Origin of the sequence: Hydrogenophaga sp. (genome assembly GCF_030656115.1) — a bacterium.
Lineage (GTDB): Bacteria > Pseudomonadota > Gammaproteobacteria > Burkholderiales > Burkholderiaceae_C > Hydrogenophaga.
This window is the reverse complement of the sequence record NZ_JAUSOO010000155.1, coordinates 1-25,872: the sequence shown is the minus strand read 5'-3', so window position 1 is coordinate 25,872 and position 25,872 is coordinate 1. Positions and strand designations below refer to the sequence as shown.

The window sequence follows — 25,872 nt, the reverse complement described above, 5'->3', positions numbered from 1 at the left end:
GTTTTTATGCGTTCGTCATTTCTCTAAATTAATGTGTCTATTTCCCCCAAGAATCTTTCAACCCCGTCACCCTATTGAACACCGGCATCCCCCCAGCCACGTGATCCACCCGATCCGCCACAAAGTATCCAAACCGCTCAAACTGAAACTTCTCATCCGGTTTCGCAGCAGCCAATGAAGGCTCCACATAAGCCGTCACCACCTTCAAGCTGTTCGGGTTCAGTGCTTCAATAAAGTCTTTCCCGCCCGCGTCCGGGTTCGGGTCGCTGAACAGGCGGTCGTACAGGCGCACTTCGGCGCTCACGCCGCTGGCCACGCTCACCCAGGTGATGGCGGCTTTGGCTTTCACGCTGTCGGCGCCGGGGGTGCCGCTCTTGGTGCCGGGGATGACTTTGGCGTGCACCTCAAGCACGGTGCCGGTGGCATCGCGTGCGCAGCCGGTGCATTCGATGACGTAGCCGCCTTTGAGGCGCACGACGTTGCCTGGGAACAGGCGCTTGTAGCCCTTGGGCGGCGCTTCTTCAAAGTCTTCGCGCTCAATCCACACCTCTTTGCCGATCTTGAACACGCGGTCGGGCGGCGGGGTTTGGCCCTCCGCAATGGCGCTGTGGGGCAGGGCGGGCTGGGTGCAGTCTTCGGTGTAATCGTCAGCGCCGAAGGCCTCTGCCCAGTTGGTGAGCACCAACTTGACGGGGTCGAGCACGGCCATGCCACGGTGGGCTTTGTTTTCCAGGTCTTCGCGCAGGCAGCCTTCGAGTGTGCTGTAGTCGATCCAACTGTCGCTCTTGGTCACGCCGATGCGTTCGGCAAAGAGCTGGATGCTTTCGGGCGTGTAGCCCCGGCGGCGCAGGCCGACGATGGTGGGCATGCGCGGGTCGTCCCAGCCGCTGACTTTGTGGTCGTACACCAGTTGGGCCAGCTTGCGCTTGCTGGTGATGACGTAGGTGAGGTTCAGGCGGGCAAATTCGTACTGCTTGGGATTGGGGGCTGCCAGCAGGCCGCCTTCGGTCAAGCGCTCCATCAGCCAGTCGTAAAACGGGCGCTGGTCTTCAAATTCCAGCGTGCAGATGCTGTGGGTGATCTGCTCCAGCGCGTCCTCAATGGGGTGCGCAAAGGTGTACATGGGGTAGATGCACCATGTGTCGCCCGTGTTGTGGTGCGTGGCGCGGCGGATGCGGTAGATGGCGGGGTCGCGCAGGTTGATGTTGGGCGAGGCCATGTCGATCTTGGCGCGCAGCACCATGCTGCCGTCTTCGTGTTTGCCGTCGCGCATTTCGCGAAAGCGCGCCAGGTTTTCTTCCGCGCTGCGGCTGCGGTAGGGGCTGTCTACGCCGGGTTTGCCGAAGTCGCCCCGGGCGGCGCGCATTTGTTCGGCGGTTTGTTCGTCCACGTAGGCGTGGCCGGCTTGCACCAGGTGTTCGGCGGCGCGGTACATGAAGCCGAAGTAGTCGCTGGCCTGAAACAGGTGGCTCTGGCCGTTGGCTTCCCAGCCAAAGCCGAGCCACTGCACCGCGTCCAGGATGGAGTTGACGTATTCGGTGTCTTCTTTTTCGGGGTTGGTGTCGTCAAAGCGCATGTGACAGACGCCGCCGTAGTCGCGCGCCAGGCCAAAGTTGAGGCAGATGCTTTTGGCGTGGCCGACGTGCAGGTAGCCGTTGGGCTCAGGCGGGAAGCGGGTGCGGATTTTGGCGGGGTCGGGCTGGCCGGCGGCGTGGTGGGCGGCGTCGCCGGGGGTGCCGGCCCAGCGGCGGCTGGCGTAGGTGCCTTGTTCCAGGTCTTTTTCAATGATCTGGCGCAGGAAGTTGCTGACTTTGTGCTCGCCGGCCGCTTCGCTGGCGGGGGTTGCGGGGTTGTTTTTGGGGGCTTTTGGGGTGGTGTTCTGGCTCATTCAAGCATTCTAGGGCGTGGCCCTTGCGGTGGCGGTGGGCGGTTGGCCGTGTTGCCGTCTGTTGGTGGCTTGCTGGGTGGGTATGGCTGCGAATGGGGTTTATCCGCTTCTAAAATGGACCAAAACACGTTGAATGCGTCATAAACGTGACGCAATGGGCTTCATACACTGGGTTGCACATATTTTTGTGTGTATTCACTTCTGATGGAGTCCATATGAGCATCGAAAACACCGAAAACACCGAAAACACCCCGGGCGATACCGCTCACACCGCTGTTGAGGGGGTGACCGACGCGATCGGCAACGCTGCTGAAGCGGTTGCAGAAACAGGTTCAGGTATTTTGGACACGGTGATGGATCGGATTTCCAGTGCCAAAGACGCGGTCATTTCTGCCGTGGAGCAGTGGGTGGGCGGTGGCAGCGCTGCGGCTGCAGACGCCGAAGCCGATGACCCGGTGGGCGATGCCGCTCAGCAAGCGGCCGACGATTTGGCCGACAACCGCGACGACTCCGACGGCAGCGGCAAGCGCAGCGCCTGATCGGCCGCAGGGCGCGCCGGAGCGGGCCTGCAGGGCACAAGGCTGTCCTACAAGGGGATGACTGAATGCGACCAGCGGTGCTGGTGTGCCCATTGTTTTTGGTTACATTTCTTCGCAGGTGAAGATTCCTGTTCAACCGGTGAGGATCATGCAAAGAAACGGCCCCGACACCATTGCTATTGAAGAAACCCAGTGGCAGCACACCGAGCTGGACGATGTGTTCGTGCCCAGCGTGCGTGTGCAGTTGGGTTGGAAGGATGTGATGTCCGCCGTTGAGCGGGGTGCGGTGGTGCCGCAGCAAGCCCACCAGCTGTGGGCCGACTGGGCTTCGCCGTGGAGTGGTTTGCGGGTGGGCGCCCACGTTCCCGCGCCAGACGTGGTGCCGACAAAGACAGCGTCGACGGATGAACCGATGCCTGCGATCCAAAACCCAGGGGCTGTGCAGCGCAGCGGGTTGTGGCTGGTGGCGGGTGTGTTGTTGGGGGCGGGCGGCGCTTGGCTGTTGTTGGGCGGCTGAACCGCGTTTGCTTTTGAATGGGCGTTGTGCAAATGCCGTACAAAAAAGCCGCTCCATGGGAGCGGCTTTTTGCTTTCCGGTGAGCGGCTGCCAGGGGCCGCTTCAGGGCGTCTTCAGTACGTCAGGTTGAGCTGCAGAACCGCCGTGGTGCCGCTGACTTCGTTGCCCACAATCAGCAGCGGTTTGCCGTTGGGCGATTGGGCGGCTGGGATGAACGTGAGGCCTTCAGGGCCGAGGTCGCCAATGGCGGCCAGGCGGCTGGGGGTGGCAGCGGCTTCGGTTTTGGGGTCGGTCAGCCACTCGTCGCGGGTGTTCAGGTAGTCCACGCGGGTGGGTGCTTTGGGGTTGGTGATGTCGTACACCAACACGCCACCCATGCGCTCCAGGCCGATGAAGGCAAAGGTTTTGTTGCCGATTTTGCCCAACGCCAGGCCTTCGGGCTCGGGGCCTTTGGCGTCGCTGCGGCTGTCTTTGGCGTTGCCTTCGTTGTGGCCGCTGTTGAAGAAGTCGGCGCAGGGTATGTTGCGTGTGCTGCCGAGTTTGCAGTCGGCGCTGGCCAGGAATTTTTCAATTTCTGCGCCCGAGTCCCATACCTTTGCGCCGTCTTCGTCCCAGATGGTGAACGAGCGGGCGCCGTAGCTGTAGAGCTGGTCGTACATGAGGCGGTCGCCGGTGGGGTCGGCCACGCCAGCGGCGGTGAACTTTTTGGGCGAGCCGTCGGCGTTGGTCTGGTAGCCCATGGTCCAGCTGATGTTCAGGCGGCCGAGTTGGGCGTCGTCGCGGCAGCCTTTGGGGTCGCCGTCAATGGCGCCGCAGTAGCCGAAGGTGGCGGGGTTGAGCAGGCCACCGGCGGCCAGTGATTTCAGTTGGGGTGGCAGGTCGTCGTACTCTCGCCCGGCCCAGCCGCTTTTGTTGATCAGGTGCTTGACGCGGAATTCTTCAACGAAGCCTTTGTTGGCGTCACCGGGGGTTTTGCTGGTTTTGTCGCCCCAGTAGAGCGGGTTGGTTTCGCCCCAGGCGCGGGCGTCGCCCTCGTTGGCGGTGACCAGGTAGGTTTTTCCGTCCACGGCGTACGAGGCCATGCTGTCGGGCTGATACATGCCGAACACGCCGGGCCAGGTCTTGATGTTGATGGTCTTGCCGTCGTTGTCCGAGACGTCGAGTTCGTTGCCGGTGGCGCCGTAGTCTTTGAAGCCCAGCGGGAAGATGTCGGTCACGGTGGCGGTGGCGATGTCCACCTTGGCCAGGGCGTTGTTTTCTTGCAGCGTGACCCAGGCGGTTTTGCCGTCGGCCGAGATGGCGATGTATTCGGGTTCGAAGTCTTGCGAGGCCGAGGCGCCGGGGCCGTAGATGCGGATGCCTTTGGCGCGCAGGGCGGCTTCCTGGCCGGTGAAGGCGCCAAAGCCGGCGGTGCGCACCACGGGTTTGGCCGGGTTGCTCACGTCGATGATGCTGATGCTACCTTCGGGGTCGATCTGGTAGTCGTCGCTGGGCTCGCCTTCGTTGGCGGTCAGTACGGTTTTGCCGTCGGGGGTGAAGGTGATCATGTCGGGCAGCGCGCCGACGGTGGCCGAGCCGAGCAGGCTCAGGTCGCTGGCTCGGTAGAGGGCCATGCGGCCGGCGTCGGTTTTGACGGGGGCTTGAATGGCCACGGCCACGGTGCCGTTGAACACGGCCACGCTGTTGATGGACGAGCCTGCCAGCACGGCGGTGGCGTCGAGCTGGCCGAGTTTGACGGGTTTGGTGGGGTCGCTGAGGTCGATCACGTCCACGGCGCCGACCAGGGCGTTCACCACAAACAGGCGTTTGCTGGCGGCGTCATAGGCGGGAATCTCGGCGGCGCTCACTTCGTATTGGCCGGTTTGGTACGAGCCGATTTTCTGCAGCGTGAGTTGGGCGGGCGTGGCTTCGACCGGGGTGATGGGGTCGTCGCTGCCGCCGCAGGCGGTGAGCACGGCTGCCATGACCAGCGTGGCGGCGAAGCGGTGCACGGGCAAACGCTGGCGGATTGGGGCTTGGGCTGCGGTGGGGATGGTCTTCATGGCGTGTTTTTTTGGTTAAAAACACGTTTGTAAGCAGCGCCCATGTCCGCCGTGTGACGGTGTGGTGACGTCTGCATGACGCCGATGTTGGGGCGCCTGTGTGCGGCGGTTGTGTTATTGCCCGAAGCGGGGGCCGTTTTTCAGAAATTCGGTTTCTTCGGGTGTGTTTGTTCGGCCCAGCGCGGCGTTGCGGTACGGGAAGCGGCCGTATTGGGCCACGATGTCGCGGTGTTGCTGGGCAAAGCGCAGGTTGCCGGCCAGGGTGTCGCGGCGTTCGGGCGGTGCGGTGTTGAGCAGGTGGGTGAAGCGCGCCACGCACACGTCTTGCAGGGCGAGGTTTTCGGCGTGCATGAGGGGCATGTAGAGAAACACGCGGCCCACGCGGGGGAGCTGGGTGTCTTCCTGCGTGGCGAGCGTTTGCATCACCAGTTGCTGGGCGCGCGGGTCGCCGGCAAAGGCGCGCGCCTGACCGCGGTGCACGTTGCGGGTGAATTGGTCGAGCACGATGGTGAGCGCGAGCCGGGTGTCGAGCTCGGCTTCCCAGTTGCTCAGGCCGCCGCTGAGCGCTTCGTCCACCAAGGGGCCAAAGCGTTGGCGAATGTGTTCGTCTTGCACGGTGCCGCCGCCAAACCAGAGGGCGTTGTGGTCGGTGCTGGGCCAGTCGTGTTGCAGACCGTCGCCGAACCAGAAGCTGAGCACGTCTTGTGCGGTGGCGGTGTGGGGGGTGGGGTGGTTCATGGTCGGCTCGGGTGTTTGTGGCGCCGGTTACGTCTGGCAACCACTTTGACGGTGCGTGCGGTACAGGTTACAGCGTTTTTTTCTGTAATGCACTGACAGGGCACCAACTGCCTTGCAACCAGGAGCACACCATGAAAACGCTGTCTTTGAACACCCATTGGAGCCGCACCTCGGCCTTGACCCGTGGCTGGGCGCTGTCTGCCCTGGCGGCGAGCGCTTGGGCGCTGTCGGCTGGCTTGACGCAGGCACACGCCAACGGCGTGTATTGGTCGGTCGGCATTCACCAGCCGGGCGTGTCGGTGGGGGTGTCCAATGCGCCGCCGGTGGTGGTACACCCGTACCCCGTGGTGCAGCACCGTCCGGTGGTGATTCACCCGCCTCACCTCTCTGTGCGCCCGGTGGTGGTGCACCAGCAGCCTTACCCGTACGTGCGCCCGGTGGTGGTGGTGCCCCAGCCGGTGTACGTGTACAGCCCAGGCTATGGTTCGCGCTGGGACGATCGCCGTGACCGCCGCCACAAGCGGCATGACCGCCATGACCGCCATGACCGCGACGACGACCGGCGCGGCCACGGTCGGCGCTGACGGGTGGGCGCGGTGGGTGGTTTCGGGGCCATCTTCTGGCCGCGTCAGCCGAGCCCTTGCACGGTGTTTTGGTTGGCTTGCGCCACGGCCCGAAAGTCGCTGGAAATGCGTTCGTCGGCCGCCGCAGCCTGCCAGAAGCGCAGCGCCAGGGTGCGCGCCTGCGGCCATTCGGCCAGGGTGTTGGCGGTGGGGCGCAAGGCGCGTTCGCCAAACTCGCGCGGCACCAGCTCGCCGTTGATGGGCGCGTACAGCATGGGCAGCATGTCGTAGGTGGGTGACAGGCGCCAGTCGTCGTTGTCCAGCAGCAGCGAAATGTTGCCGTAGTGGCGGTCGGTGTTGGCAATGAGCACGCCGTAGGCTTCCAGCAGGCGCAGGTGGCTGGCGTCTTGCTCGGTGAGCAGGCGGCGCTGCGCCATGCGCCGCGCGGTGGCGGCCCAGTCGTCCATCTGCCCCACGTATTCCGAGTCGTACACCAGCAGCGACACCATGCCGATGCGGCCCGTTGCCGTGCGGTCAAAGCGTTGGGCTTCCAGAAACACGCGGCCACCGGCCCTGACGATGCGCGTTTGCGCCGCCGGCAAGCCGGCTTGCGCCAGCGTGTGCAGGGCCAGGTGTTCGCACACGAGCAGGTCGCGCAGGCGCTGGTCGGCCGGGGCGCTGCCCGCGGGCGAAAACTTCACGATCACCGGTTGCTCGCCCAGCACGGTGCAAAACTTGGGCTGCTCGCCGCCGGCCGACGAACCGGGCAGGGTGCCTTGCATGGCCTGGTTGGCCAGGGCAGGGTAGTCGCGTTCGGGCTCGCTCACGCGCACCGCGCGCTGCGCCAGCGTGTGCAGGCGTTCCAGCGCGGGCTGGCCCACCACCAGGTTGCCGGGCAGGTCGTCACCGGCTTGCACCAGGGCTTTGAGCACGTCGTCGTCGCTCCAGTAGCGCAGGTCGGGCGGCAGGCGCAGTTCGGGGTGGGCATGGGCAAAGGTGCGGCCCATGAAGCCTTGGGGGCGCATGTCGTTCAGAAACCAGGGCAGGCCGGCGTGCAGTTGGCTCAGGCCGTCGGCTTCGTCCACCCAGAAGCGCCCACCGGGCAGCGGCACCATGCGCCCAAACGGGCTCACCCGGCCTTGCGCGTCGACCCGCATCATGGGCACTTCGGCGCCCACGCCGTCGATGTGGCGGGGCAGCAGGTAGCGCTGCGAACGCGCCGCCCCCACTTTGAGCACCTGCCCGCTGCGCACCAGTGGCGCGAGCAGCCGCGACACGGTGGGCTGGCTCACGCCCAGGCGGGTTTGCAGCTCGGCGCTGGTGGCCACACCGCCGAGTTGGCGCAGGGCATTCAGGGCCGGTGTTTCAGCGGTTGCGGGGTGGTTCATTGAATTGAAATATGAATAGATATTTGTTCATCATATTTCATTCTTGAATATGGCGAATTTTTGCCATTTTTTGAATGGAAAAAATTGATCGATCACATGGCTTTGAAGCGTTGTGCGTAAAGCCGGCTGACCGCGTGCCCCTCGGGCCGCCCGCGCAGGCTCAGGTGCAACTGGCCGGCTTCGTTGCGTGTGACGGTGTGGATGGCGCTGGCGCGCACCACGGTGCCGCGGTGGATTTGCCAGAACACGGTGTTGCTGAGCTGCGGCAGCAGGTCTTTGAGCGGGGTACGGATGAGCAGCTCTTCGCTGGCGGTGAGCACGCGCACGTATTTGTCGGCGGCTTCGAACACCAGCACGTCGTCCACCGGCACCAGGCGCAGGGTGTTGCCCACGCTGGCCTGGATCACCCGCAGCGGCTCCCGGGGCTGGGCCGGCGCTGCGGGTGCGAGCAGGGCACGCAGCTGGGCCAGGGTGTGTTCCAGCGGCTCACCGGGGTGGGCTGGGCTGGGCTGGGCCAGCAGTTGCTGCAAGCGCTGCACGGTGCGCGCCAGGCGCTCGGGCATCACGGGCTTCAGCAGGTAGTCCACCGCTTGTGCTTCAAAGGCTTGCACGGCGTATTGGTCGTAGGCGGTCACAAACACGGTGGCGGGGAACGGCGGGGCGCCAGCGCCTTGTGGCCAGGCGTCGGCCAGTTCGGCGGCGGCTTCCAGGCCGCTCAGGCCGGGCATGCGGATGTCGAGAAACAGCACGTCGGGCCGGTGCAGCAGGGCTTGGCGCACGGCGCTGGCGCCGTCGCCCACCACGGCGCAGACCTGCAGATGGGGCCAGGCGCGGGCCAGTTCGGCTTGCAGGGCTGCGGCCAGCAGGGGCTCGTCTTCGGCAATGAGGGCGGTGGGGCTCATGGGTTGGCGGGTTGTGCGGGCGTGGGGGCCAGGTTCAATGGCAGGTGAAGGCGGATGGTGGTGCCGCCGCCGGGTGGGCTGAGCACCTCCACCCGGCCTGCGCCGGGCAGACTGGCCACGCGCTCGCGCACCTGCGCCAGACCAAAGCCGCCGCCGTTGGCTTGGGTGTTGTGGGCTGCGGTGTGCGGGTGGGTGTTCATGCCCACACCGGTGTCGGCGACCTCAATCCGCAGGCCGTGGGCGCCGTCCTGGTGTGCGCTGACCGAAATGGCGCCGCCCACCACGTGGGGTTCAAGCCCGTGGCGAATGGCGTTTTCCACCAGCGGTTGCAGCAGCAGGGGCGGCACCGGGTGGTTTTGCAGCGCGTCGGGCAGGTTCAGGGTGTAGGCCAGGCGCGGGCCCATGCGCACGGCCATGAGTTCCAGGTAATCGCGCAGGCGGGCGAATTCGTCGGCCAGGGTGTGCGCGCCGCTGAGGGCGTCGGTGCGCGAGGCTTTGAGGGTGGCGCGCAGGTAGTCGTTGAGCCGGTCGAGCATGTGGATGGCGCGCGGCGGGTCGGTGGCAATCAGGGCGCGCAGGTTGGCCAGCGTGTTGAACAGCATGTGCGGTTCCAGCTGCGTTTCCAGCAGTTTGAGGCGCGCTTCGGTGGCCTGGCGCTCCAGGTCCAGGCCTTTTTCCCGGTGGTAAAAATAAAACAGAAAACCGCAACTGATGCCGAGCGAAGAAAGCCAGAAGCCCCAGAAGCGCTGTGGGGACAGGCTGAGCAGTTCCCAGGTGGAGCGGCCGGTGTAGGCGTCGCCCACTGCGGTACCCAGGGCATAGCCCAGCACGGTGCTGGCCAGCATGTAGGCGCCGGTGCGGGGCGACAGCGCCCAGTAGTGCGGCGGCGGGGTGTGCAGCCAGCGGTGCAGCGCAATGCGCAGCGGGTCGCAGAAAAACCAGATGCTGGTGCTGATGGCGTAGCTGTAAACCAGCGTGGCCACCAGGGGGTGGTTTTGCGGGGCTGTGAGCCACTGGAAGACGGCGATGACGAGCGCGACAGCCCACACGATGAGACCCCGCTGGCGCACGCCGGGCAGGCAATGTGGTGGCAGCCAACGCAGCAGGGTCGGGGCTGGGGGAGCGGTCATGGCAGCGGGTGGTGTGGGTGAGCGTGGGGCATTCTGGCATGGGCTGCCGCGCGCCGGTGGGCCCGAGCAGGGCGTGGTCAGCGGCCGGTGGCGCAGCGGTTCAGTGGCCGCTCAGGCGCTCGCGTTCACGCTGCAGCAGGCGTTCGCGCAGGGCGCTGCCAGGGCCCAGGCCAAACACGCCCAGGCCGTGCATCAGCAGGCCAAAGCCCCAGCCAGCCGTGGGCCAGAGCGACCAGACTTTGCCCTGACTGAAGGCCAGCAGGTTCAGGCCTGTGACCACCACGGCGTACACGCAGGCGTGGGTGAAGAAGCCTATGCGGGCGTTGACGCGCTTGCGAGCCAGGGCTTCGAGTTCGGGCGACAGGGTGTGGGTGTTTGCGTTCGTGTTCATCGTGGGTTCTTTCTGTTCAGGGATGTCAGGTTCAATCAGGTTCAAAGCAGGCCCAGCCACTGGCCCCAGACCAGTTGGCCCAGGATGCGGCTGGGCAGCAGGGTGAAGACGCCAGCGCCGATGCAGGCGCCAAGGTAGAGGCCGAGCATGTTGTTGCGGTGGCCCTGGATGTTGCCGCGCAGCAGGTGCCGAAAAGCCAGAAACAGGCCGCCCAGCGTGTAGGGCACAAACAGGTGGATCAGGGTGTAGCCGGCGATGTTGGGCAGGTTGTGGTCGCGGATGAACAGGGCCGACACAGCGGTGGCCAGCATGAGCGTGACCCACGCATAACCGGCCGCGCGGTGCAGGCGCGGGCGCTGGCCGCTGGTCCCAGCGGCGTGGCCCCGGCGCGCCCACAAGGCCACGGGCCCGAGAGCGAGTGCGCCGAGCGCGGCGCTGAGGTGGATGGCGATGGCGGGCGTGGGTGGCATGGGTCTTCTTGGAGGAGGGCTTTGCACGCACTGTGCCGCGCCAGCAGCGGCGTTCACAGGGGTTTGCGACGGATCGACGCCAGACCGGCGCGAAATGGCGGGTAGACGGTGCAGGCGGTGCAGGCGGCAGCCGCGCCGTGTTGTTGCCGCTCTGTTGCAACCAGGCCTTGTCTTTACCGGCCGGTTACCGGCTGCGCGGGCGCAGCAACCCCAGGCGGGACTTTGCATTTCTACAATGACCCCATGAACACATACAAACGCACGGTGATAAGCGGGTTGGCCTCGCTGCTGCTGACCGGGGGGCTGGTCGGCTGTTCCATGCTGCCCCTGGGCCCGCGCAGCATCCATGTGTCCGAAGCGAAGCTGGCCGCCATGATTGGCGATCAGTTTCCGTTCAACAGCCGTTACCTGGAGCTGTTTGACGTGGTGCTGGAGCGGCCGCAGGTGCGCCTGATGCCGGCTGAAAACCGCATTGGCACGGCCATGGCTTACCGCATTGACGCTTCGTTGCTGGGCATGCGGCCCACGCAGGGCCGGCTGGACCTGAGCTACAGCCTGCGCTTTGAGCCCGCCGACCAGACGGTGCGCCTGACCCAGGTGCGGGTCGAGCGTTTCGATGTGCCGGGCGTGGCGCCCAGCATCGCCCCCCGCGTCAACCGGCTGGGTGGTTTTCTGGCCGAAGCCTTGTTGAAAGACTTTGTGATCCACCGCCTGAAGCCCGAAGACTTGCGGACCGCCCAAGGCTGGGGCTACCAGCCGGGCGCGCTGGAGGTGGTGCCCGGCGGTCTGCGCTTGCAGCTGGACCCGGTGCAGCGGCGCTGAATCCTGTCTTCGTGGCCGGTTTTCAGCGGGCCATTCCCGCTGTGATGGGTTGTTGGGCAGGTAACATCACGGGCTGTGTCTGGCCAGTGGTTGGCTGGCCTTTTCATTGCGAACCGCCTTCGCGGCGGCTGAAACATGGATTTTGCGTTGTTGATCAAGGCCGCCATCATGGGCGTGGTGGAGGGCCTGACCGAGTTTTTACCCATCTCTTCCACCGGCCACCTCATCCTCGCGGCCGCGCTGCTGGACATGCCGGGTGAAAAAATCAAGCTGTTCGAGGTGGTGATTCAGACCGGCGCGATCATGGCCATCGTCTCGCTCTACGCCGCCAAGCTGTGGGAAACGCTGGTGGGCTTGCCCACCGAACGCCAGGCGCAGCGCTTCACCCTGAACATCTTGGTCGGTTTTTTCCCCGCTGCGCTGGCGGGCGTGCTGTTCATCGATTTCATCAAGGGCGTGCTGTTCAACCCGGTGGTGGTGGCGATGGGTTTCATCGTGGGTGGCCTGGTCATTTTGTGGGCGGAATACCTGCAAAAAAAGGGCACTCAGGTGCACATTGACGATGTGGACAGCGTGCGTTGGCCAGACGCTTTGAAGGTGGGGCTGGTGCAGTGCACCGCGCTGGTGCCGGGCGTGAGCCGCTCGGGCGCCACCATCATTGGCGCCATGCTGCTGGGTTTCAACCGCAAGGCGGCCACCGAGTTCAGCTTTTTTCTGGCCATTCCCATGCTGTTTGGCGCGGCGGCTTACGACATCTACAAAAACAGCGACCTGCTGAGCGCGGCAGACATTCCGCTGTTTGCCGTGGGCTTGGTGGTGTCGTGGCTGTCGGCCTGGGTGTGTGTGAAATGGCTGCTGCGCTTTGTGGGCAACCACACCTTTGTGCCGTTTGCCTGGTACCGCATTGCCTTTGGCGGGCTCATTTTGGTGACCGCCTCCATGGGCTGGGTGGACTGGGTCGGATGAGCCTGCACAAGGCACCGCCATGAGCGCGGCCACCGGCATGGGGCCGCTGCTGTGGCGGCTGTCCACCTTGCTCAGTGGCGTCGGGCTGTTGGTGGTGGGTGTGGGCCTGCTGTTTTCGGTGCTGGGCCTGCGCGCAGGGGTGGCCGAGTTTTCCAGCATCACGCTGGGGCTGGTCACGTCGGCTTATTTCATGGGTTTTGTGGTGGGCACCTATTTGTGCCCGGCGGTGATCCGCCGCGTCGGCCATATCCGCGCTTTTGCCGCCATGGCCTCGCTGGCGTCCACCATGCCCATTCTTCACGCGCTGTGGGTTGACCCGTGGTTCTGGGGTGTGTTGCGGCTGATCACCGGCATGTGCCTGGTGGGCCTGTACATCGTGGTCGAAAGCTGGCTCAACGCGCTGGCGCCGAGCGAGCACCGGGGCAAACTGTTTGCGGTGTACATGTCGGTCAACTTCGTGGCGCTGGCGGTGGGGCAGTGGCTGATTCTGGTGGGCGATCGCCTGGGATTTGTGCCGTTTGCGCTGGTGTCGGTGATGTTTTCGTTTGCCTTGCTGCCCATCACCATGACGCCGGTGGACGAGCCCGAGCCGGTGCAGGCACCGCGCCTGAGCCTGCGCAAACTGTACGAAGCCTCGCCCATGGGCATGGCGGCGGCGCTGGCTTCGGGCCTGATCACCGGGGCGTTTTACGGCATGGGCGCGCTGTTTGCCCAAGGGGTGGGGTTTTCTGACACGGGCGTGGCCTCGTTTCTGGCGGCGACCATTTTGGGCGGTGCCCTGTTTCAGTGGCCCGTGGGCCACTATTCCGACAGCCACGACCGCCGCTGGGTGCTGGCCTGGGTCTGCGCGCTGGGTTCGGGTGTGTCGGGCGCGGCTTACCTGCTGACACCGCTGTCGGGCATGGCGCTGATTCCGCTGGGGCTGTTGCTGGGTGGGCTGATGTTTGCCATTTATGGCTTGGCGGTGGCCCACGTCAACGACGTGATCGACTCCACGCGGCTGGTGGAATTTGCCGGCGGCCTGCTGCTGATTCATGGCGTGGGCGCGGCCATTGGCCCCACGCTGGCGGGTGGGGTCATGGACCAATTGGGGCCAGCCAGCCTGATGCTGTACTTTGCCGCCGTGCTGGGTGTGCTGGCGCTTTACACGCTGCACCGCCTGCGTGCGGCGGCGGCGGTGCCCACCGAAGACAAGGCCAGTTTCGTGGTGATGGGGGGCGGCTCGCAGGCGGTGTTGCAGATGGACCCACGCAGCCTGAGCGAGCCCGGCACCGCGGCCGATGCGCCAAGCAGCAATTTGCCCAGGCGCTGAGTTGCGCAACGCCGTTCTGGTTGGGTGGGCGTTGCCGCCGACGACACCCAAGTCGGGCAGGCGCCTAGACCGTTGCCGGGGGCGAGGCTTCCGGCGGCAAGGTGAAGCAAAATGTGGCGCCCTCACCGGGTGCTGAATGGCCCTGCAGTTCGCCACCATGGCGCTTCACGATGCGCAGGGCTGTGGCCAGGCCAATGCCCAGGCCACCGAATTCGTGGGGCATGTGCAGGCGCTGAAAGGGTTGAAACAACTTGTCGGCGCGCGCCATGTCAAAGCCCGCACCGTTGTCGCTCACGCAAAAGTGGTGCTGACCATCGCGTTCGCGGGCCAACACGCGGATCTGCGGCTGAGCGGTGTGGCCGGTGTACTTCCAGGCGTTGTGCAGCAGGTTTTGCAACAGCGCTTCCATCAGCACCGGGTCGGCCTGGGCTTGCAAGTGGGGCTCTACCGACCATTGCACCTGGCGCTCGGGTTGTTCGTGTGCCAGCTCGTCCAGCAGGCGCGTGGCCATGGTGCTCAGGTCGACGGGCTGGCGCTGCATGGCGCTGCGGGCGTATTTGGACAGGCGCAGCAGGCCGTCAATCAGCGCGCCCATTTTTGTGCTGGCGGCCATGATGCGCTGCAGGTGCTGGCGACTGCTGGCGTCCAGGGTGGGCGCGTCTTCTTGCAAAGCCTGGGCATAGCCGTTGATGATGCGCAGCGGTGAACGCAGGTCGTGAGCGACCGCATAAGAATAAATTTCCAGTTCGTCGTAAGCGCTTTTGAGCGCTTGCGTGCGGGCCTGGATGCGCTGCTCCAACGAAGCGTTGAGCTGCTGAATTTCCCGTTGTGCGCGCTTGTGCTCGGTCACGTCGTGCGTCACGCCCAACGCCCGCACGGCACGGCCCTGGGCATCGCGCTCAAACTCGGCCTGCACCGAAAACCAGCGCACGCTGCCGTTGAGCACCACGCGGTATTCGTGGTCGTAGGCGCTCTGGCCCTGCACGGCCGAAGTCCAGTTCTCCAGCATGCGGGCCTGGTCGTCGGGGTGGGTCAGGGCCATGAGGTCGCCGTTCGAAAATTCGGCGAAAGGCAGGCCCAGCAAGGTGTGTGAACCCGACAGCGTGGTGAAGTGGTTCCGTGCCACGTCGGCCTGCCAGGTGGCCATGCCCGCCATGGTCTGTGCCTGGCGCAGCAGCATTTCACTGGTGCGCAGTGCCGTTTCTGTGAACTTGCGGGTGCTGATGTCTTGCACCACGGCAATCAGGTAGTCGGGGGCGCCTTCGGTGGTGCGGATCAGCGACAGCGTGAGGTGAACCCACACCGTGTGGCCTTGTTTGTGGATGTACCGCTTCTCGAAGCTGTAGTGGTTGAGTTCACCAGCCAGGGTGCGGGCCAGCAGATCCAGGTCAAGCCCCAAATCTTGCGGGTGCGTGAAGTCGCGAAAATGCATGCGCAGCAACTCGCCGTGCGTGTAACCGACCAGGTCGCAATAGGTTTGGTTGACGCGGATCCAGCGGCCGTCCAGGTGGCTGTGCGCCATACCGGTGGCGCTGTGTTCAAAGGTGTCCTTGAGTTGCTGGTTGCTCAACTCGCTGCGCTGGGTGACCAAGCGCAGCGCGTGGTTTTGCTGTTGCATCAAGGCAATGGACCCGACCACCACCAACTGGGCCAACAGGTGCCAAAGGTTGAGCCACAGGGCTTCCCTGAGGTTGCTGAACGCGAGGGAAAAATACGGTTCAACCAGGAAAAAATTGACCAGCACCATGCCCAGCAGGGTGCTGACCATGCCGGCGCCAAAGCCGCCGTACAGGGCTGCGAGGGCCGCCGCCAGTGACAAGGTGACGAAGCGCCCTCCCGATTCGGCGGGCGCCAACGCCACACGCAACCAAGTCGCCAGCAGGGTGAGGACCACGGCCACGGCGTAGCGCTTCCACATGCTCTGGGTATCGGGTTGCCAGGTGGTCAGGCGTTGCCACACCGCTTGGTGCAGGCGCGAGCCCGGGCGCATGGTGTTGTTGGTCATGAATGCGGCGGTGTGCGGTTGGGCGTGTCGCCCATGGTTTTATACCAACGAAACCCTGCAGGCCAAGCGATGCACCGCGCAAAAACGCCCGGCCCAGGGCCAGGCTGGCCGGTTACATGGCTCGCAGCAGTTTTTCAATACCGGCGGCGGTTTCCTGGGGTTTTTCCATGGGGAACAGGTGGCTGCCTTCGAGCATGAGCAGGCGCTCGGGGTGGTCTTTGCCCACCAGCCGGTGTGTCATGGCCATGCCGACCTGCTTCATTTCTTGCGATGCGGTGCCGCCCATGAAGGCGACGGGGCATTGCAGCGGGTGGCGGCGCAGCAGGCGGTCCAGGTTGTGGGGCAGGGTGTTGTAGATCGCGGTTTCCACATCGCGGTCAAAGCTGAGCACCCGTTGGAGGCCCGTGCCGTGGGGGGTGTCGTGTGTGCCGTGGGCAATGTAGTCGCGCAGCACCTGAGGTTCCCAGCGGGCAAAGGCTTTCTTGCTGGCGAAGTGCTCCAGGGCGGCCGCTTCGCTGGGCCAGCTGTTGCGCCGGCGCTGGCTCACTTTGCCGGGCGACACCGAGCCCACCAGCTGGGTGCGTTTGACGAGTTCCAGCGTGCGTGCCCGCCAGCCGCCGAGCACGGGCGAGTCCAGCAGCAGCACGCCCTTGACAGGGTGTCCGCCCAACTGCGGATGCCGCGCCGCGCACATGAGGCTCAGAAACCCGCCCAGCGAATGGCCCACCAGCCAGGCGCCCTGGCCGTGCTGCTGCACCTCGGGGCCGGCAAAGTCGGCCAACTGCTGCACCAGGTGCGGCCAGTTGCTGGTGACGGGGTAGCGCGGGTCGTGGCCGAACTGGTCCACGGCGCGCACCGAGAACCCGCGCGCGCGCAGCGACTTGAACAGCACGCGGTAGGTGCTGGCACCAAAGCTGTTGGCGTGGGAAAAGACGATGAGAGACATCGCGGCGTCAGATCAGCCGTTCTTTGGCGTTCGATATCTTTTTGAGCGGCTGGCTGCGCGCACTGCCGCACAACAGAGGCACCTCGGTGTGGGCGCCGTCCCAGGTGGGGTGCTCAATGCTGTCGAATACCTCGCGCAGCTTTTGGCCCCAGGTGTTGTGCACCATCCGGAAGTAGGGGTTGTTCTCATCGATGCAGGTGATCTTGTCCGAGGCCAGGCGGTCCACCTCGTACACCGCCAGGTCCAGCGGCAGGCCCACCGACAGGTTGGACTTGAGTGTGGAGTCCATCGAGACCAGTGCGCACTTGGCGGCTTCGTTCAGCGGTGTGTCGGGCGTGATCACGCGGTCCAGCACCGGCTTGCCGTATTTGGACTCGCCAATCTGGAAAAACGGGGTTTCCGACGTGGCTTCAATGAAGTTGCCTGCCGAATACACCTGAAACAGACGCATGCCTTCGCCCGCAATTTGCCCGCCGAAAATGATGGAGACGTTGAAGTCCACCCCGGCGCGTTGCAGCGACTCGCCGTCGCGCTCGTACACATGGCGCACCGCCGCACCCAGCACGCGGGCGGCGTCGAACATGCTTTTGGCGTTCCAGATGGTGATGGGCTCGCCGCCCGCGTTGTCGTCGATTTGTTCGACCTGGAGAATTTCGCGGATCGACTGCGAGATGCTCAGGTTGCCAGCGGACAGCAGGCACATGAAGCGGTCGCCCGGCTTCTCGTAGACGATCATTTTGCGGAAGGTGCTGATCTGATCCAGGCCCGCGTTGGTGCGGGAGTCGGAGAGGAACACCAGTCCGGCGTTGAGTTTGACGGCGACGCAGTAGGTCATGTTTTGTCGGCGAGTTGCTTGAGTTGGTAGAGCTGTTCCAGCGCTTCGCGCGGGCTCAGTGCGTCGGGGTTGATACCCTGCAAGGTGGCTTGCAGGGGGTGTGTTTCGGGTTCGGCGCTCAGCGGCGGTGGGGCAAACAGGTCCACCTGGCTGCGGTTTTCTTCGCTCTGGGCTTCCAGCGCGGCGAGGGCGTGGCGGGCGTGTTGCACCACGCTGGCGGGCACACCGGCCAGGCGGGCCACCTGAATGCCGTAGCTGCGGCTGGCCGGGCCGGGCTCGATCTGGTGCAAAAACACAATGCCGCCCTTGCCGCTTTCGACCGCGCTCACGTGCACGTTCACCGCAGCGTGGTGGTGGGCCGGGAATTCGGTGAGTTCGAAGTAGTGGGTGGCAAACAGGGTGAAGGCGCGCGCCTTGTCGTGCAGATGGGTGGCAATGCCACCGGCCAGGGCCAGGCCGTCAAAGGTGGAGGTGCCGCGGCCAATCTCGTCCATCAGCACCAGGCTGTTGGGCGTGGCGGCGTGCAATATCTGCGCCGCTTCGGTCATTTCGACCATGAAGGTGGACTGCGCGTTGGCCAGGTCGTCGGCCGCGCCAATGCGGGTGTGGATGGCGTCGATCGGCCCCAGGCGGCAGCTCTGCGCGGGCACGTAGCTGCCCATGCTGGCCAGCAACACGATCACCGCCACCTGGCGCATGTAGGTGCTTTTGCCGCCCATGTTGGGGCCGGTGATGACCTGCATGCGCTGTTTCGGCCCCAACACCGTGTCGTTGGCCATGAAGCTGGCGCCGCTGGTTTCGTTCAGCCGCGCTTGCACCACCGGGTGGCGCCCGCCGCGGATGTCGATGCAGGGTTCGGGCACAAACTGCGGCTCGGTCCACTCCAGCGTGAGCGAGCGCTCGGCCAGCGCGCACAGCGCGTCCAGCGCGGCCATGGCGCGGGCCAGCTGCGTGAGCGGTTGCACAAAGCTTTGCAACTGGTCCAGCAGCTGGTCGTACAGCCATTTTTCGCGGGCCAGCGCCCGGTCTTGCGCGCTGAGCGCTTTGTCTTCGAAGGCTTTCAGCTCGGGCGTGATGAAGCGCTCGGCGTTTTTCAGGGTCTGGCGGCGGCGGTAGTCGTCGGGCACCTTGTCCACCTGGCCCTGTGTCACTTCAATGTATAAGCCGTGCACCTTGTTGAACTGCACCCGCAAGTTGGCAATGCCGGTGCGGGCGCGTTCGCGGGCTTCCAGCTCAATCAGGAAGCCGTCGCAGTTGTTCTGTATGCCGCGCAGCTCGTCCAGGTCGGCATCAAAACCGTCGTTGATCACGCCGCCGTCGCGCACCAGCGCGGCCGGCTCGGGCAACAGGGCGGCGTGCAGCAGTTCAGCGCAGCCGGTGGGCGGTTGCAAATCGGCAGCCAGTTGACCCAGCAAACCGCTGGGTGTGCCCAGCAGTTGCGCCAGTTGTTGTGCCCGTGCCAGCGTCAAACCCAGGCCCACCAGTTCGCGCGGGCGCACCTGGCGCAGTGCCGTGCGCGCGGTGATGCGTTCCACATCGCTGGCGCCTTTGAGCGCCTGGCGCAGGCTGTGCCACAGGCCCGCGCGCAGCGTGCCCACGGCGCCCAGGCGGGCGCGGGCGGTGGCGCGCTGGCGCGGGGGTTCCAGCAGCCAGCTGCGCAGCATGCGGCTGCCCATGCCGGTGCAGCACACGTCGAGCAATGAAAACAGCGTGGGGCTGGTTTCGCCGCGCAGGGTGTGGGTCAGTTCCAGGTTGCGCCGGGTGTTCTGCGGCAGGTCGATCAGCTCGTCGGTGCGCGCCACCTTCAGGCTCTTCACATGGGTGAGTGCGCGGCCCTGCGTGTGTTCGGCGTAATCCAGCAGCGCGGCGGCGGCGGCGTGGGCGTCGGGCAGGTCTTGCGCGTCCCAGGCGGCCAGGCTGGCGGCTTGCAGCTGTTCCAGCAGCTTGCGTTCGCCCAGGGCCGCGTCAAACGCCCAGGCCGGGCGCAACACCGCCACCAGCCGCGCGCCCGCCGCAGTGGGCTGGCTGGCCAGGGTTTGCAGGTGTTTCTCAAACGCGGGCGATACCTCGGCGCTGTACAGCAGCTCGCCGGGGCCGATGCGCGCCACCCAGTCGGCCAGTTCGCTGCTGGCACACTGCGCCAGAAACACAATGCCCTGCGTGACCGACATCCAGGCCAGGCCACAGCCGGTGCGCGCGCCGGGGTGCACCGCCATCAGCAAGGCTTCGCTTTTGTCCGACAGCAGCTCGGTGTCGGTCAGCGTGCCGGGTGTCACCACCCGCACCACCTTGCGCTCCACCGGGCCTTTGGCCGTGGCCACATCGCCCACCTGCTCGCACAGCGCCACCGACTCGCCCAGCTTGATCAGCCGGGCCAGGTAGCTGTCCACCGAATGGAACGGCACGCCCGCCATGACCACCGGCTCGCCCGCCGACTGGCCGCGCTGCGTCAGTGTGATGTCGAGCAAGCGCGAGGCTTTTTCGGCATCGCCAAAAAACAGCTCGTAAAAATCGCCCATGCGGTAGAACACCAGCGTGTTCGGGTACCCGGCCTTGATGGCCAGGTACTGCTGCATCATGGGGGTGTGTTTGTCCAGCGGGGCGGTCAAAGCATGTGTCTCAAGTTAAACAACGCGGGAGAGCCCCCACCCCAACCCTCCCTCAGCGGGGGAGGGAGCCAGACATGCCCACGCTCAAGCGCTGTGCCCAAGGCGTGTCTTGCCCCTTCCCCCTCTGGGGGAAGGTTGGGATGGGGGCTGGCGTGACCGAGGCGCATCCGGCCCGTGCTCACTTCCCGTGGTCTGTCAAATGGTTAAAACGGCGCAGCGTCCGACGCATGGCCTGCCGCAGGCGTGGCGGTGGGTGCGCTGGCTTCTGGGGTCTCGGCGTCGGCTTCAGCAACCGGTTCAGCACCCGATTTTTTCAGAGACTGGCGCAGCGCGGCTTTGTCGCCCGCGCTGGCGAACTTGCTGTACCTGGATGTGATGCCGACCAGCTGGCCGTAAATCTTCGGGTTGGCGGCCATGCATTCCTTTTGCTCCAGGAAGTTGGACTCGCCGGTGAAGTTGCCGACCAGGCCGCCGGCCTCGGTCACCAGCAGCGCGCCAGCGGCCACGTCCCAGGGCGACAGGCCCATTTCAAAAAAGCCGTCGGTAAAACCTGCGGCCACATAGGCCAGGTCCAGTGCGGCGGAGCCGGGGCGGCGCACACCGGCGCACTTGGGCATCACATCGCCCAACATTTGCATATAGGTTTGAAAAGCGTCGCCCGGACGGAACGGGAAGCCGGTGGAGAGCAGGCAGTCGCGCAGGGCGATGCGTTTGGCCACGCGGATGCGGCGGTCGTTCATGTAGGCGCCACGCCCTTTGGTGGCACAAAACAGGTCGTTGCGGCTCGGGTCGTACACCACGGCCTGTTCCAGCTTGTTGCCCACCATGAGCGCAATGCTCACGCAGTACACCGGAAAACCGTGGATGAAGTTGGTGGTGCCGTCCAGCGGGTCGATGATCCAGACATGGTCGGCACCGCCGTGTTTGCCCGGGCGTTGGCCCGACTCTTCGGCCCAGATGGCGTGGTCGGGATAAGCGGTGAGCAGGGTGTCGATGATGGCGGCTTCGGCCGCATGGTCCACCTCGGTCACAAAGTCGTTGGTCTGCTTGGCAGACACCCGGACGGACTCCACGTCCAGCGCGGCGCGGTTGATGATGGTACCGGCGGTACGTGCGGCCTTGATGGCCACGTTGAGCATGGGGTGGAGTGTGGACGACATACGTTGTAAACCTTTGCGCGGCCGCAGGGCGGCTCGCGTGACAGTGGAAGAGCGGGAAGGCTGGGCCCCAGGCGATACGGGGCGGCGACAATACCGGATTTTACCGTTTCAACACAACACCCCCATCTTTGCCGACCACGCACCGCGCCAGCACACCGCAGAACCGTCTTTGCCGGGCTTGCTGGTGTGGCCCCCCTTGGGGGGCGGCGCGAAGTGGCGCAGGGGGAACCCTTATGCATTCCCGTTTTGTTCTGATCCAAACCAGCCACGCCGGCAACGTGGGCGCGGTGGCCCGCGCCATGAAGGTCATGGGCTTTGACGACCTGGTGCTGGTGGCCCCGCGTTGGGCCAATGTGCTGCGGCGCGAAGAAACCATCCAACGCGCCAGCGGGGCCAACGACGTGCTGGCCAAAGCCCGCATCGTGGACACGCTGGACGAAGCGCTCGACGGCATGGACCACCTGTGCGCCACCGCCATGACCCCACGCGACTTTGGCCCGCCCACCCGCGCGCCGCGCGAACACTTTGCAGCCTTGCTGGCCCAGGCTCCAGGGGCACTCGACGCAGCACCATCCAACCGGCCCGGTGGTGTGGCCTTCTTGTTTGGCTCCGAGCGCTTTGGCATGCGCAACGAAGACGTGTACCGCTGCCACGCCTGCCTGAGCATTCCGACCGACCCGCACTTTGGCTCCCTCAACCTGGCCGCTGCGGTGCAGCTGATTGCCTATGACTGGCGCCAGGCCCTCGGCGGCTTTGCCTTGCCACCCGCCGAGCCCGCACGCCCCGCCGCCGACGCCCATGCGCTGGCAGGCATGCTCACACACCTGGAACAGGCCTTGGTGGCGGTGGATTTTTTAGACCCTGCCGCGCCCAAAAAGCTCATGCCACGCCTGAACCAGCTGTTCAACCGCGCGGCACCCACCGACGAAGAAATCCACATCCTGCGCGGTGTTGCCAAAGCCATGCTGCAAATGGCCGCCAAGGCAAAGCGATAGACTGACCGCATGTTTTCACGCATCCGCTCCGACATCCAGTGCGTTCTTGAACGCGACCCCGCCGCCCGCAGCACCTGGGAAGTCATCACCTGCTACCCCGGGCTGCACGCTGTGTGGCTGCACCGCCCAGCGCACTGGTGCTGGACGCATGGCCTGAAGTGGCCGGGTCGGTTTATTTCCCACCTGGCACGCTGGCTCACCGGCATTGAGATTCACCCCGGCGCCAAGGTCGGCGAGCGGGTGTTTTTTGACCACGCCATGGGTGTGGTGGTTGGCGAAACCGCCGAAATTGGCGACGGCTGCACCATTTACCAGGGTGTCACACTGGGCGGCACCTCGCTCTACAAAGGCACCAAACGCCACCCCACGCTGGGCAAAAACGTGGTGGTGAGCGCAGGCGCCAAGGTGCTGGGCGGCTTTGTGGTGGGCGACGGCGCCAAGATCGGCAGCAACGCCGTGGTCATCAAACCGGTGCCGCCGGGCGCCACGGCGGTGGGCATTCCGGCGCGCATCATCCAGAGCAAAGCCGGTGAAAGCGCCGATGTGATGGAAGACGCCAAGCCCAAATTTCAGGCCTACGGCATCACGCAGGAAGACGATCCGCTCTCACAAGCCATGCGCGGCTTGATCGACAGCGCTGCCGGCCAAGAGCACCAGATTGCCCTGCTGTGGAAGGCGATTGAAACGCTCTCCCAGCAGCAAAAGGGCGACTGCGTACCGGCAGACGCGGCGCGCAGCGAGTGCTTTGAGGCGGACAAGCTGAACCAACTGGTGGGGAAGTAAAACCACCCCTGCGCCGCAGGCAGGATCAGTGATGGTGGCCGTGGGCGCCGTGCGCGTGGCCATGCGCCACCTCTTCGGCACTGGCCGGCTGCACATCCACCACTTTCACCGCGAAGTGCAGCACCTCGCCAGCCAGTGGGTGGTTGCCGTCCAGCAGCACCGTGTCGCCCTTGATCTTCATCACGGTGAACACCTGTTCGCGACCCTGGTCGTCCACGCCTTGCAACTGGCCGCCCACCTTCACGCCGGGTGGAAAGTCCTTTTTGGCGATGCTCGTGACCAGACTTTCATCGCGCACGCCAAAGGCGTCTTCAGGTGGCAACACCAGCGTGGCCGCAAAGCCTTTTTCCTGGCCTTCCAGCGCCTTTTCAATGCCCGGCAGGGTGTTGTTGTAACCGCCGTGCAGGTAGGCGCGGGGTTCCTTGCCGTCTTCTAGCAATTTGCCCTGGGCGTCGGTGGCGCGGAAGGTGATGGTGACAACGGTGTCTTTGGTGATTTTCATGGGGTTCATTCAGGGTGGTGGTCAGACGATGCTGGCGAGATAGCGGGGCAGAGACTGAAGGCTCACGAAGGTGAGGTCGTACATGGCGGTGAGGCTGCTGGCTTGGTCGTCGGTGATGTCGGTCGAGCAGATCACGAAGCGGCTGCGCTCGATACCCAGCCGTTTGCGCAGGCGCTGGTATTTGTCGATGTCGCGGCGGAACTCGCCCGACTTGCATTCGATGCAGATCGGGGATTGGCCGGCCGGCAGGGCCACCACATCCAGTTCATGCACGTCCTCGTTCGGAAACAGCACTTTCACGCTTCGCGCACACGAAAAACCCAGCTTGCGCTGCTGAAGGACTTCCAGCAATTCCAGCAAGGCATACCACTCCAGCCAGGCGCCTTCAAAGAACTGGCGCACCTTGGGCGCGGACTGCAGCGTAAGGCGCACCACTTTTTCCACCTTCTGGTAGTGGTAGCGGGCGAACAGTGTGTGGCTGTACAGCTGCCGGCACAGGGTGGTGAGCTCCTGGACGTCCTTCTGGGCCAGACCGGTGAGGTCGATGTTCAGACCGGTGTGGCTCTTACGGTAAGCAAAGGCCACGCGCTGGACGAGTTCGCCGAACAGGTCGTAACGCCGTCCGAGTTGCTGCGCGGCCTCGTCGAAGTAGCCACTGGTGTCCACGGTGCTGTGGTCGAACTGGGCCTCGATCTGGCGGGCCTTGAGCCACTTTTCGATCGGCGCGTGCTGCGCGGCGGTGGCGAGATTTTCGTTGCTGCCTACGCTGCCGGCCTCATCGGCAGCGGATGGCTCGTCAGCGGTGGGCGCAGGCTCGTTGTCGGCGTTGCGCTGATCCTCCGCCTTCAGTGCCTTGATTTCTCGCACCGCCGCGGCGTAGCGTTCGATCACCTTGCGGACGTAGAACGCGGTGTCGAACACGGAACAGGGTGTTTGGCAGGCGGCGCAGGGCACCTGGGTGCCTGCCACGGACGATTCACTGATATGACCGCACTGGTTGCAGCGGTAGACAGGCATGTGGATTTCCCCGAGGGTGTCTTAAAGCTGGCCGTGGGTCGTGGGCACGACCCCGGCGCATCGCGGGCTCAGCGGGCCGGGCGCACGGCCGATTTGGGGCGAAAGCCTTTGCAAACGTCGTCGTTCGTTTCCAGGTACGGGCCGCCAATCAGGTCGATGCAATACGGCACGGCGGCAAAGATGCCGTTCACCTTCTGCGTGCCATCGGCGTTTTTCAGGCCTTCCAGCGTTTCGGCAATCGCCTTGGGCTGGCCGGGCAGGTTGATGATGAGGCTGCGGTCACGGACCACCGCGACCTGGCGCGACAGGATGGCGGTGGGCACAAACGTGAGGCTGATCTGGCGCATCTGCTCGCCAAAACCGGGCATTTCCTTGTGGGCCACTGCCAGCGTGGCTTCGGGCGTCACGTCGCGCAGCGCGGGGCCGGTGCCGCCGGTGGTGAGCACCAGCGAGCAGCCCGCGTCGACCAGCTCTATCAGCGTGGCGCTGATGCGGTCCACCTCGTCGGGTATCAGGCGCGGCTCGAAGCTGATGGGGTTTTTCAGCGCGCGCGTGAGCCAGTCTTGCAGCGCGGGCAGGCCCTTGTCTTCGTACACGCCCGTGCTGGCGCGGTCGCTGATGGACACAATGCCAATGCGCACCGGCTCGGGTTGCAGAGCGTCGTTCATGGTTGTTCGTTTTCTTCAAGGGCGCCATCGTCGGCGGCGTCGGCGCTGTCATTGGCGTTCTGGCGCGTCAGCACGGCTTTGACCAGCTGGAAGACTTCGCGGTAAGCCTTGCCGTGGCGCACCGCTTCGCCAGGCTGTTCCTGGGCCTGTGGTGCCTGTGCATCTTTGCGTGCCTGGCGAATGAGAGCACGCAGTTGCTGCACATCGGCGTCGGTGTCCAGTTGCAGCCAGCGGGTCAGCGCATCGTCGTCGGCAATCAGCTGGTCGCGCCACTGCTCTGCCTGGTGCAGCGACAGCGTGCCTTTGGCCGAGCCCTTGTTTTGCTCGTCCAGCGCGGCTTCCACGGCGGCAATGGTGTCCTCGGGCAGGCCGCGCATGAGCTTGCCGATGAACTGCATCTGGCGGCGGCGGCCTTCAAAGTTGGTGATGCGCTTGGCCTCGGCCACTGCGTCCACCAGCTTTTCCGACAGGTCGAGCCGCTTCATCAGGTCGGCGCGCAGGGTCAGCAGGCTTTCGCCCAGTTCCTGTAGCCGGTCGCTGTACTTTTTCAGGTCGGTCTTGCTCATGTCGACCGAGCCCTTGAGCTCGCGCTTGAGCTCAAGGTCCAATTCGCTGCCGATGGCGACGAACTGGCCACGGACGAAATAGCCTTTGGTGGGTTTGCGGGACATGAATTCCTGGGTG

The 25,872-nt window shown here is 65.0% G+C and carries 25 protein-coding genes; 8 read left to right on the top strand and 17 right to left on the bottom strand.

The genetic code is table 11. From position 1 onward, the window contains the following. Positions 1-37 precede the first annotated feature (37 nt). Complete coding sequence (locus Q7J58_RS20645; RefSeq protein WP_304831724.1) at positions 38-1,888, bottom strand: glutamine--tRNA ligase/YqeY domain fusion protein; 1,851 nt, start codon at positions 1,886-1,888, stop codon at positions 38-40. 215 nt (positions 1,889-2,103) lie between these two features. On the opposite strand from Q7J58_RS20645, the gene Q7J58_RS20640 reads away from it, so the two are divergent. Next, positions 2,104-2,427, top strand: a complete 324-nt coding sequence (locus tag Q7J58_RS20640; RefSeq protein ID WP_304831722.1) for a hypothetical protein — start codon at positions 2,104-2,106, stop codon at positions 2,425-2,427. A 148-nt stretch (positions 2,428-2,575) separates the two neighbouring features. After that, a complete protein-coding gene (locus tag Q7J58_RS20635) occupies positions 2,576-2,944 on the top strand; it encodes a hypothetical protein (protein ID WP_304831720.1) in 369 nt (122 codons plus the stop codon). A gap of 113 nt (positions 2,945-3,057) precedes the next feature. Here the strand turns inward: Q7J58_RS20635 and Q7J58_RS20630 are convergent, their stop codons facing one another. Together Q7J58_RS20630 and Q7J58_RS20625 are read right to left on the bottom strand one after the other, a co-directional pair. After that, complete coding sequence (locus Q7J58_RS20630; protein WP_304831767.1) at positions 3,058-4,908, bottom strand: choice-of-anchor I family protein; 1,851 nt, start codon at positions 4,906-4,908, stop codon at positions 3,058-3,060. Positions 4,909-5,100: 192 nt separating this feature from the next. Then, on the bottom strand, positions 5,101-5,724 hold the full coding sequence (locus tag Q7J58_RS20625; RefSeq protein ID WP_304831718.1) for a DUF924 family protein: 624 nt from the start codon (positions 5,722-5,724) through the stop codon (positions 5,101-5,103). Between the two features lie 131 nt (positions 5,725-5,855). On the opposite strand from Q7J58_RS20625, the gene Q7J58_RS20620 reads away from it, so the two are divergent. Beyond that, entirely contained in the window at positions 5,856-6,308 is a 453-nt protein-coding gene (locus tag Q7J58_RS20620) for a hypothetical protein (protein ID WP_304831716.1), read from the top strand. 44 nt (positions 6,309-6,352) lie between these two features. Here the strand turns inward: Q7J58_RS20620 and yjjJ are convergent, their stop codons facing one another. The 5 genes from yjjJ to Q7J58_RS20595 all read right to left on the bottom strand — a co-directional run bounded on the left by yjjJ (position 6,353) and on the right by Q7J58_RS20595 (position 10,568). Further along, positions 6,353-7,675, bottom strand: coding sequence for a type II toxin-antitoxin system HipA family toxin YjjJ (yjjJ, locus tag Q7J58_RS20615; RefSeq protein WP_304831714.1), 1,323 nt, complete (start codon positions 7,673-7,675; stop codon positions 6,353-6,355). A 92-nt stretch (positions 7,676-7,767) separates the two neighbouring features. Then, positions 7,768-8,577: a LytTR family DNA-binding domain-containing protein gene (locus Q7J58_RS20610; RefSeq protein WP_304831712.1), complete on the bottom strand. Its 810-nt coding sequence runs from the start codon at positions 8,575-8,577 to the stop codon at positions 7,768-7,770. Continuing rightward, positions 8,574-9,707, bottom strand: coding sequence for a histidine kinase (locus tag Q7J58_RS20605; protein ID WP_304831710.1), 1,134 nt, complete (start codon positions 9,705-9,707; stop codon positions 8,574-8,576). The genes Q7J58_RS20610 and Q7J58_RS20605 overlap by 4 nt, the downstream gene beginning before the upstream one ends. A gap of 100 nt (positions 9,708-9,807) precedes the next feature. Further along, positions 9,808-10,098 (bottom strand): 2TM domain-containing protein, encoded by a 291-nt coding sequence (locus tag Q7J58_RS20600; protein WP_304831709.1) that lies wholly within the window; start codon positions 10,096-10,098, stop codon positions 9,808-9,810. 41 nt (positions 10,099-10,139) lie between these two features. Beyond that, positions 10,140-10,568 (bottom strand): DUF2306 domain-containing protein, encoded by a 429-nt coding sequence (locus Q7J58_RS20595; protein WP_304831708.1) that lies wholly within the window; start codon positions 10,566-10,568, stop codon positions 10,140-10,142. Positions 10,569-10,811: 243 nt separating this feature from the next. On the opposite strand from Q7J58_RS20595, the gene Q7J58_RS20590 reads away from it, so the two are divergent. The 3 genes from Q7J58_RS20590 to Q7J58_RS20580 all read left to right on the top strand — a co-directional run bounded on the left by Q7J58_RS20590 (position 10,812) and on the right by Q7J58_RS20580 (position 13,668). After that, positions 10,812-11,390: a hypothetical protein gene (locus Q7J58_RS20590; RefSeq protein WP_304831707.1), complete on the top strand. Its 579-nt coding sequence runs from the start codon at positions 10,812-10,814 to the stop codon at positions 11,388-11,390. A gap of 135 nt (positions 11,391-11,525) precedes the next feature. Continuing rightward, the gene (locus tag Q7J58_RS20585; RefSeq protein ID WP_304831705.1) at positions 11,526-12,356 is read left to right on the top strand and encodes an undecaprenyl-diphosphate phosphatase; all 831 of its coding nucleotides are present in this window, start codon (positions 11,526-11,528) and stop codon (positions 12,354-12,356) included. 19 nt (positions 12,357-12,375) lie between these two features. Further along, positions 12,376-13,668 (top strand): MFS transporter, encoded by a 1,293-nt coding sequence (locus Q7J58_RS20580; RefSeq protein WP_304831703.1) that lies wholly within the window; start codon positions 12,376-12,378, stop codon positions 13,666-13,668. A gap of 64 nt (positions 13,669-13,732) precedes the next feature. Here Q7J58_RS20580 and Q7J58_RS20575 read toward each other — a convergent pair whose 3' ends face one another. The 5 genes from Q7J58_RS20575 to Q7J58_RS20555 form a co-directional block, all read right to left on the bottom strand. Continuing rightward, positions 13,733-15,673 carry a PAS domain S-box protein gene (locus tag Q7J58_RS20575; protein ID WP_304831701.1) on the bottom strand — a complete coding sequence of 647 codons (1,941 nt, stop codon included), beginning with the start codon at positions 15,671-15,673 and terminating at the stop codon, positions 13,733-13,735. 112 nt (positions 15,674-15,785) lie between these two features. Continuing rightward, on the bottom strand, positions 15,786-16,619 hold the full coding sequence (locus Q7J58_RS20570) for an alpha/beta hydrolase (RefSeq protein ID WP_304831699.1): 834 nt from the start codon (positions 16,617-16,619) through the stop codon (positions 15,786-15,788). A gap of 7 nt (positions 16,620-16,626) precedes the next feature. Next, positions 16,627-17,454 carry a proteasome-type protease gene (locus Q7J58_RS20565; RefSeq protein ID WP_304831697.1) on the bottom strand — a complete coding sequence of 276 codons (828 nt, stop codon included), beginning with the start codon at positions 17,452-17,454 and terminating at the stop codon, positions 16,627-16,629. Continuing rightward, the gene (gene mutS / locus Q7J58_RS20560; RefSeq protein WP_304831765.1) at positions 17,451-20,033 is read right to left on the bottom strand and encodes a DNA mismatch repair protein MutS; all 2,583 of its coding nucleotides are present in this window, start codon (positions 20,031-20,033) and stop codon (positions 17,451-17,453) included. Before mutS ends, Q7J58_RS20565 begins: the two co-directional genes overlap by 4 nt. Before the next feature lie 233 nt (positions 20,034-20,266). Further along, the gene (locus tag Q7J58_RS20555; protein ID WP_304831695.1) at positions 20,267-21,223 is read right to left on the bottom strand and encodes an inositol monophosphatase family protein; all 957 of its coding nucleotides are present in this window, start codon (positions 21,221-21,223) and stop codon (positions 20,267-20,269) included. 233 nt (positions 21,224-21,456) lie between these two features. Here Q7J58_RS20555 and Q7J58_RS20550 point away from each other — a divergent pair, with 233 nt between their 5' ends. Next, positions 21,457-22,218 (top strand): RNA methyltransferase, encoded by a 762-nt coding sequence (locus Q7J58_RS20550; RefSeq protein WP_304831693.1) that lies wholly within the window; start codon positions 21,457-21,459, stop codon positions 22,216-22,218. Between the two features lie 9 nt (positions 22,219-22,227). After that, on the top strand, positions 22,228-23,001 hold the full coding sequence (cysE, locus tag Q7J58_RS20545; protein ID WP_304831691.1) for a serine O-acetyltransferase: 774 nt from the start codon (positions 22,228-22,230) through the stop codon (positions 22,999-23,001). Positions 23,002-23,026: 25 nt separating this feature from the next. Here cysE and Q7J58_RS20540 read toward each other — a convergent pair whose 3' ends face one another. From Q7J58_RS20540 to yjgA, 4 genes are all read right to left on the bottom strand, one after another. Then, complete coding sequence (locus Q7J58_RS20540) at positions 23,027-23,503, bottom strand: peptidylprolyl isomerase (protein ID WP_304831689.1); 477 nt, start codon at positions 23,501-23,503, stop codon at positions 23,027-23,029. A 21-nt stretch (positions 23,504-23,524) separates the two neighbouring features. Beyond that, positions 23,525-24,424, bottom strand: a complete 900-nt coding sequence (locus tag Q7J58_RS20535) for a hypothetical protein (RefSeq protein ID WP_304831688.1) — start codon at positions 24,422-24,424, stop codon at positions 23,525-23,527. A gap of 164 nt (positions 24,425-24,588) precedes the next feature. Continuing rightward, a complete protein-coding gene (gene mog, locus Q7J58_RS20530; RefSeq protein ID WP_304831686.1) occupies positions 24,589-25,188 on the bottom strand; it encodes a molybdopterin adenylyltransferase in 600 nt (199 codons plus the stop codon). Beyond that, positions 25,185-25,859 (bottom strand): ribosome biogenesis factor YjgA, encoded by a 675-nt coding sequence (gene yjgA / locus Q7J58_RS20525; RefSeq protein WP_304831763.1) that lies wholly within the window; start codon positions 25,857-25,859, stop codon positions 25,185-25,187. Before yjgA ends, mog begins: the two co-directional genes overlap by 4 nt. Positions 25,860-25,872: the final 13 nt, after the last annotated feature.

Bases quoted from the DNA above. Each gene is read 5' to 3' on its own strand.
- Q7J58_RS20645 (WP_304831724.1), bottom strand. From the start codon at position 1,888: ATGAGCCAGAACACCACCCCAAAAGCCCCCAAAAACAACCCCGCAACC.
- Q7J58_RS20640 (WP_304831722.1), top strand. From the start codon at position 2,104: ATGAGCATCGAAAACACCGAAAACACCGAAAACACCCCGGGCGATACC.
- Q7J58_RS20635 (WP_304831720.1), top strand. From the start codon at position 2,576: ATGCAAAGAAACGGCCCCGACACCATTGCTATTGAAGAAACCCAGTGG.
- Q7J58_RS20630 (WP_304831767.1), bottom strand. From the start codon at position 4,908: ATGGCAGCCGTGCTCACCGCCTGCGGCGGCAGCGACGACCCCATCACC.
- Q7J58_RS20625 (WP_304831718.1), bottom strand. From the start codon at position 5,724: ATGAACCACCCCACCCCCCACACCGCCACCGCACAAGACGTGCTCAGC.
- Q7J58_RS20620 (WP_304831716.1), top strand. From the start codon at position 5,856: ATGAAAACGCTGTCTTTGAACACCCATTGGAGCCGCACCTCGGCCTTG.
- yjjJ (WP_304831714.1), bottom strand. From the start codon at position 7,675: ATGAACCACCCCGCAACCGCTGAAACACCGGCCCTGAATGCCCTGCGC.
- Q7J58_RS20610 (WP_304831712.1), bottom strand. From the start codon at position 8,577: ATGAGCCCCACCGCCCTCATTGCCGAAGACGAGCCCCTGCTGGCCGCA.
- Q7J58_RS20605 (WP_304831710.1), bottom strand. From the start codon at position 9,707: ATGACCGCTCCCCCAGCCCCGACCCTGCTGCGTTGGCTGCCACCACAT.
- Q7J58_RS20600 (WP_304831709.1), bottom strand. From the start codon at position 10,098: ATGAACACGAACGCAAACACCCACACCCTGTCGCCCGAACTCGAAGCC.
- Q7J58_RS20595 (WP_304831708.1), bottom strand. From the start codon at position 10,568: ATGCCACCCACGCCCGCCATCGCCATCCACCTCAGCGCCGCGCTCGGC.
- Q7J58_RS20590 (WP_304831707.1), top strand. From the start codon at position 10,812: ATGAACACATACAAACGCACGGTGATAAGCGGGTTGGCCTCGCTGCTG.
- Q7J58_RS20585 (WP_304831705.1), top strand. From the start codon at position 11,526: ATGGATTTTGCGTTGTTGATCAAGGCCGCCATCATGGGCGTGGTGGAG.
- Q7J58_RS20580 (WP_304831703.1), top strand. From the start codon at position 12,376: ATGAGCGCGGCCACCGGCATGGGGCCGCTGCTGTGGCGGCTGTCCACC.
- Q7J58_RS20575 (WP_304831701.1), bottom strand. From the start codon at position 15,673: ATGACCAACAACACCATGCGCCCGGGCTCGCGCCTGCACCAAGCGGTG.
- Q7J58_RS20570 (WP_304831699.1), bottom strand. From the start codon at position 16,619: ATGTCTCTCATCGTCTTTTCCCACGCCAACAGCTTTGGTGCCAGCACC.
- Q7J58_RS20565 (WP_304831697.1), bottom strand. From the start codon at position 17,454: ATGACCTACTGCGTCGCCGTCAAACTCAACGCCGGACTGGTGTTCCTC.
- mutS (WP_304831765.1), bottom strand. From the start codon at position 20,033: ATGATGCAGCAGTACCTGGCCATCAAGGCCGGGTACCCGAACACGCTG.
- Q7J58_RS20555 (WP_304831695.1), bottom strand. From the start codon at position 21,223: ATGTCGTCCACACTCCACCCCATGCTCAACGTGGCCATCAAGGCCGCA.
- Q7J58_RS20550 (WP_304831693.1), top strand. From the start codon at position 21,457: ATGCATTCCCGTTTTGTTCTGATCCAAACCAGCCACGCCGGCAACGTG.
- cysE (WP_304831691.1), top strand. From the start codon at position 22,228: ATGTTTTCACGCATCCGCTCCGACATCCAGTGCGTTCTTGAACGCGAC.
- Q7J58_RS20540 (WP_304831689.1), bottom strand. From the start codon at position 23,503: ATGAAAATCACCAAAGACACCGTTGTCACCATCACCTTCCGCGCCACC.
- mog (WP_304831686.1), bottom strand. From the start codon at position 25,188: ATGAACGACGCTCTGCAACCCGAGCCGGTGCGCATTGGCATTGTGTCC.
- yjgA (WP_304831763.1), bottom strand. From the start codon at position 25,859: ATGTCCCGCAAACCCACCAAAGGCTATTTCGTCCGTGGCCAGTTCGTC.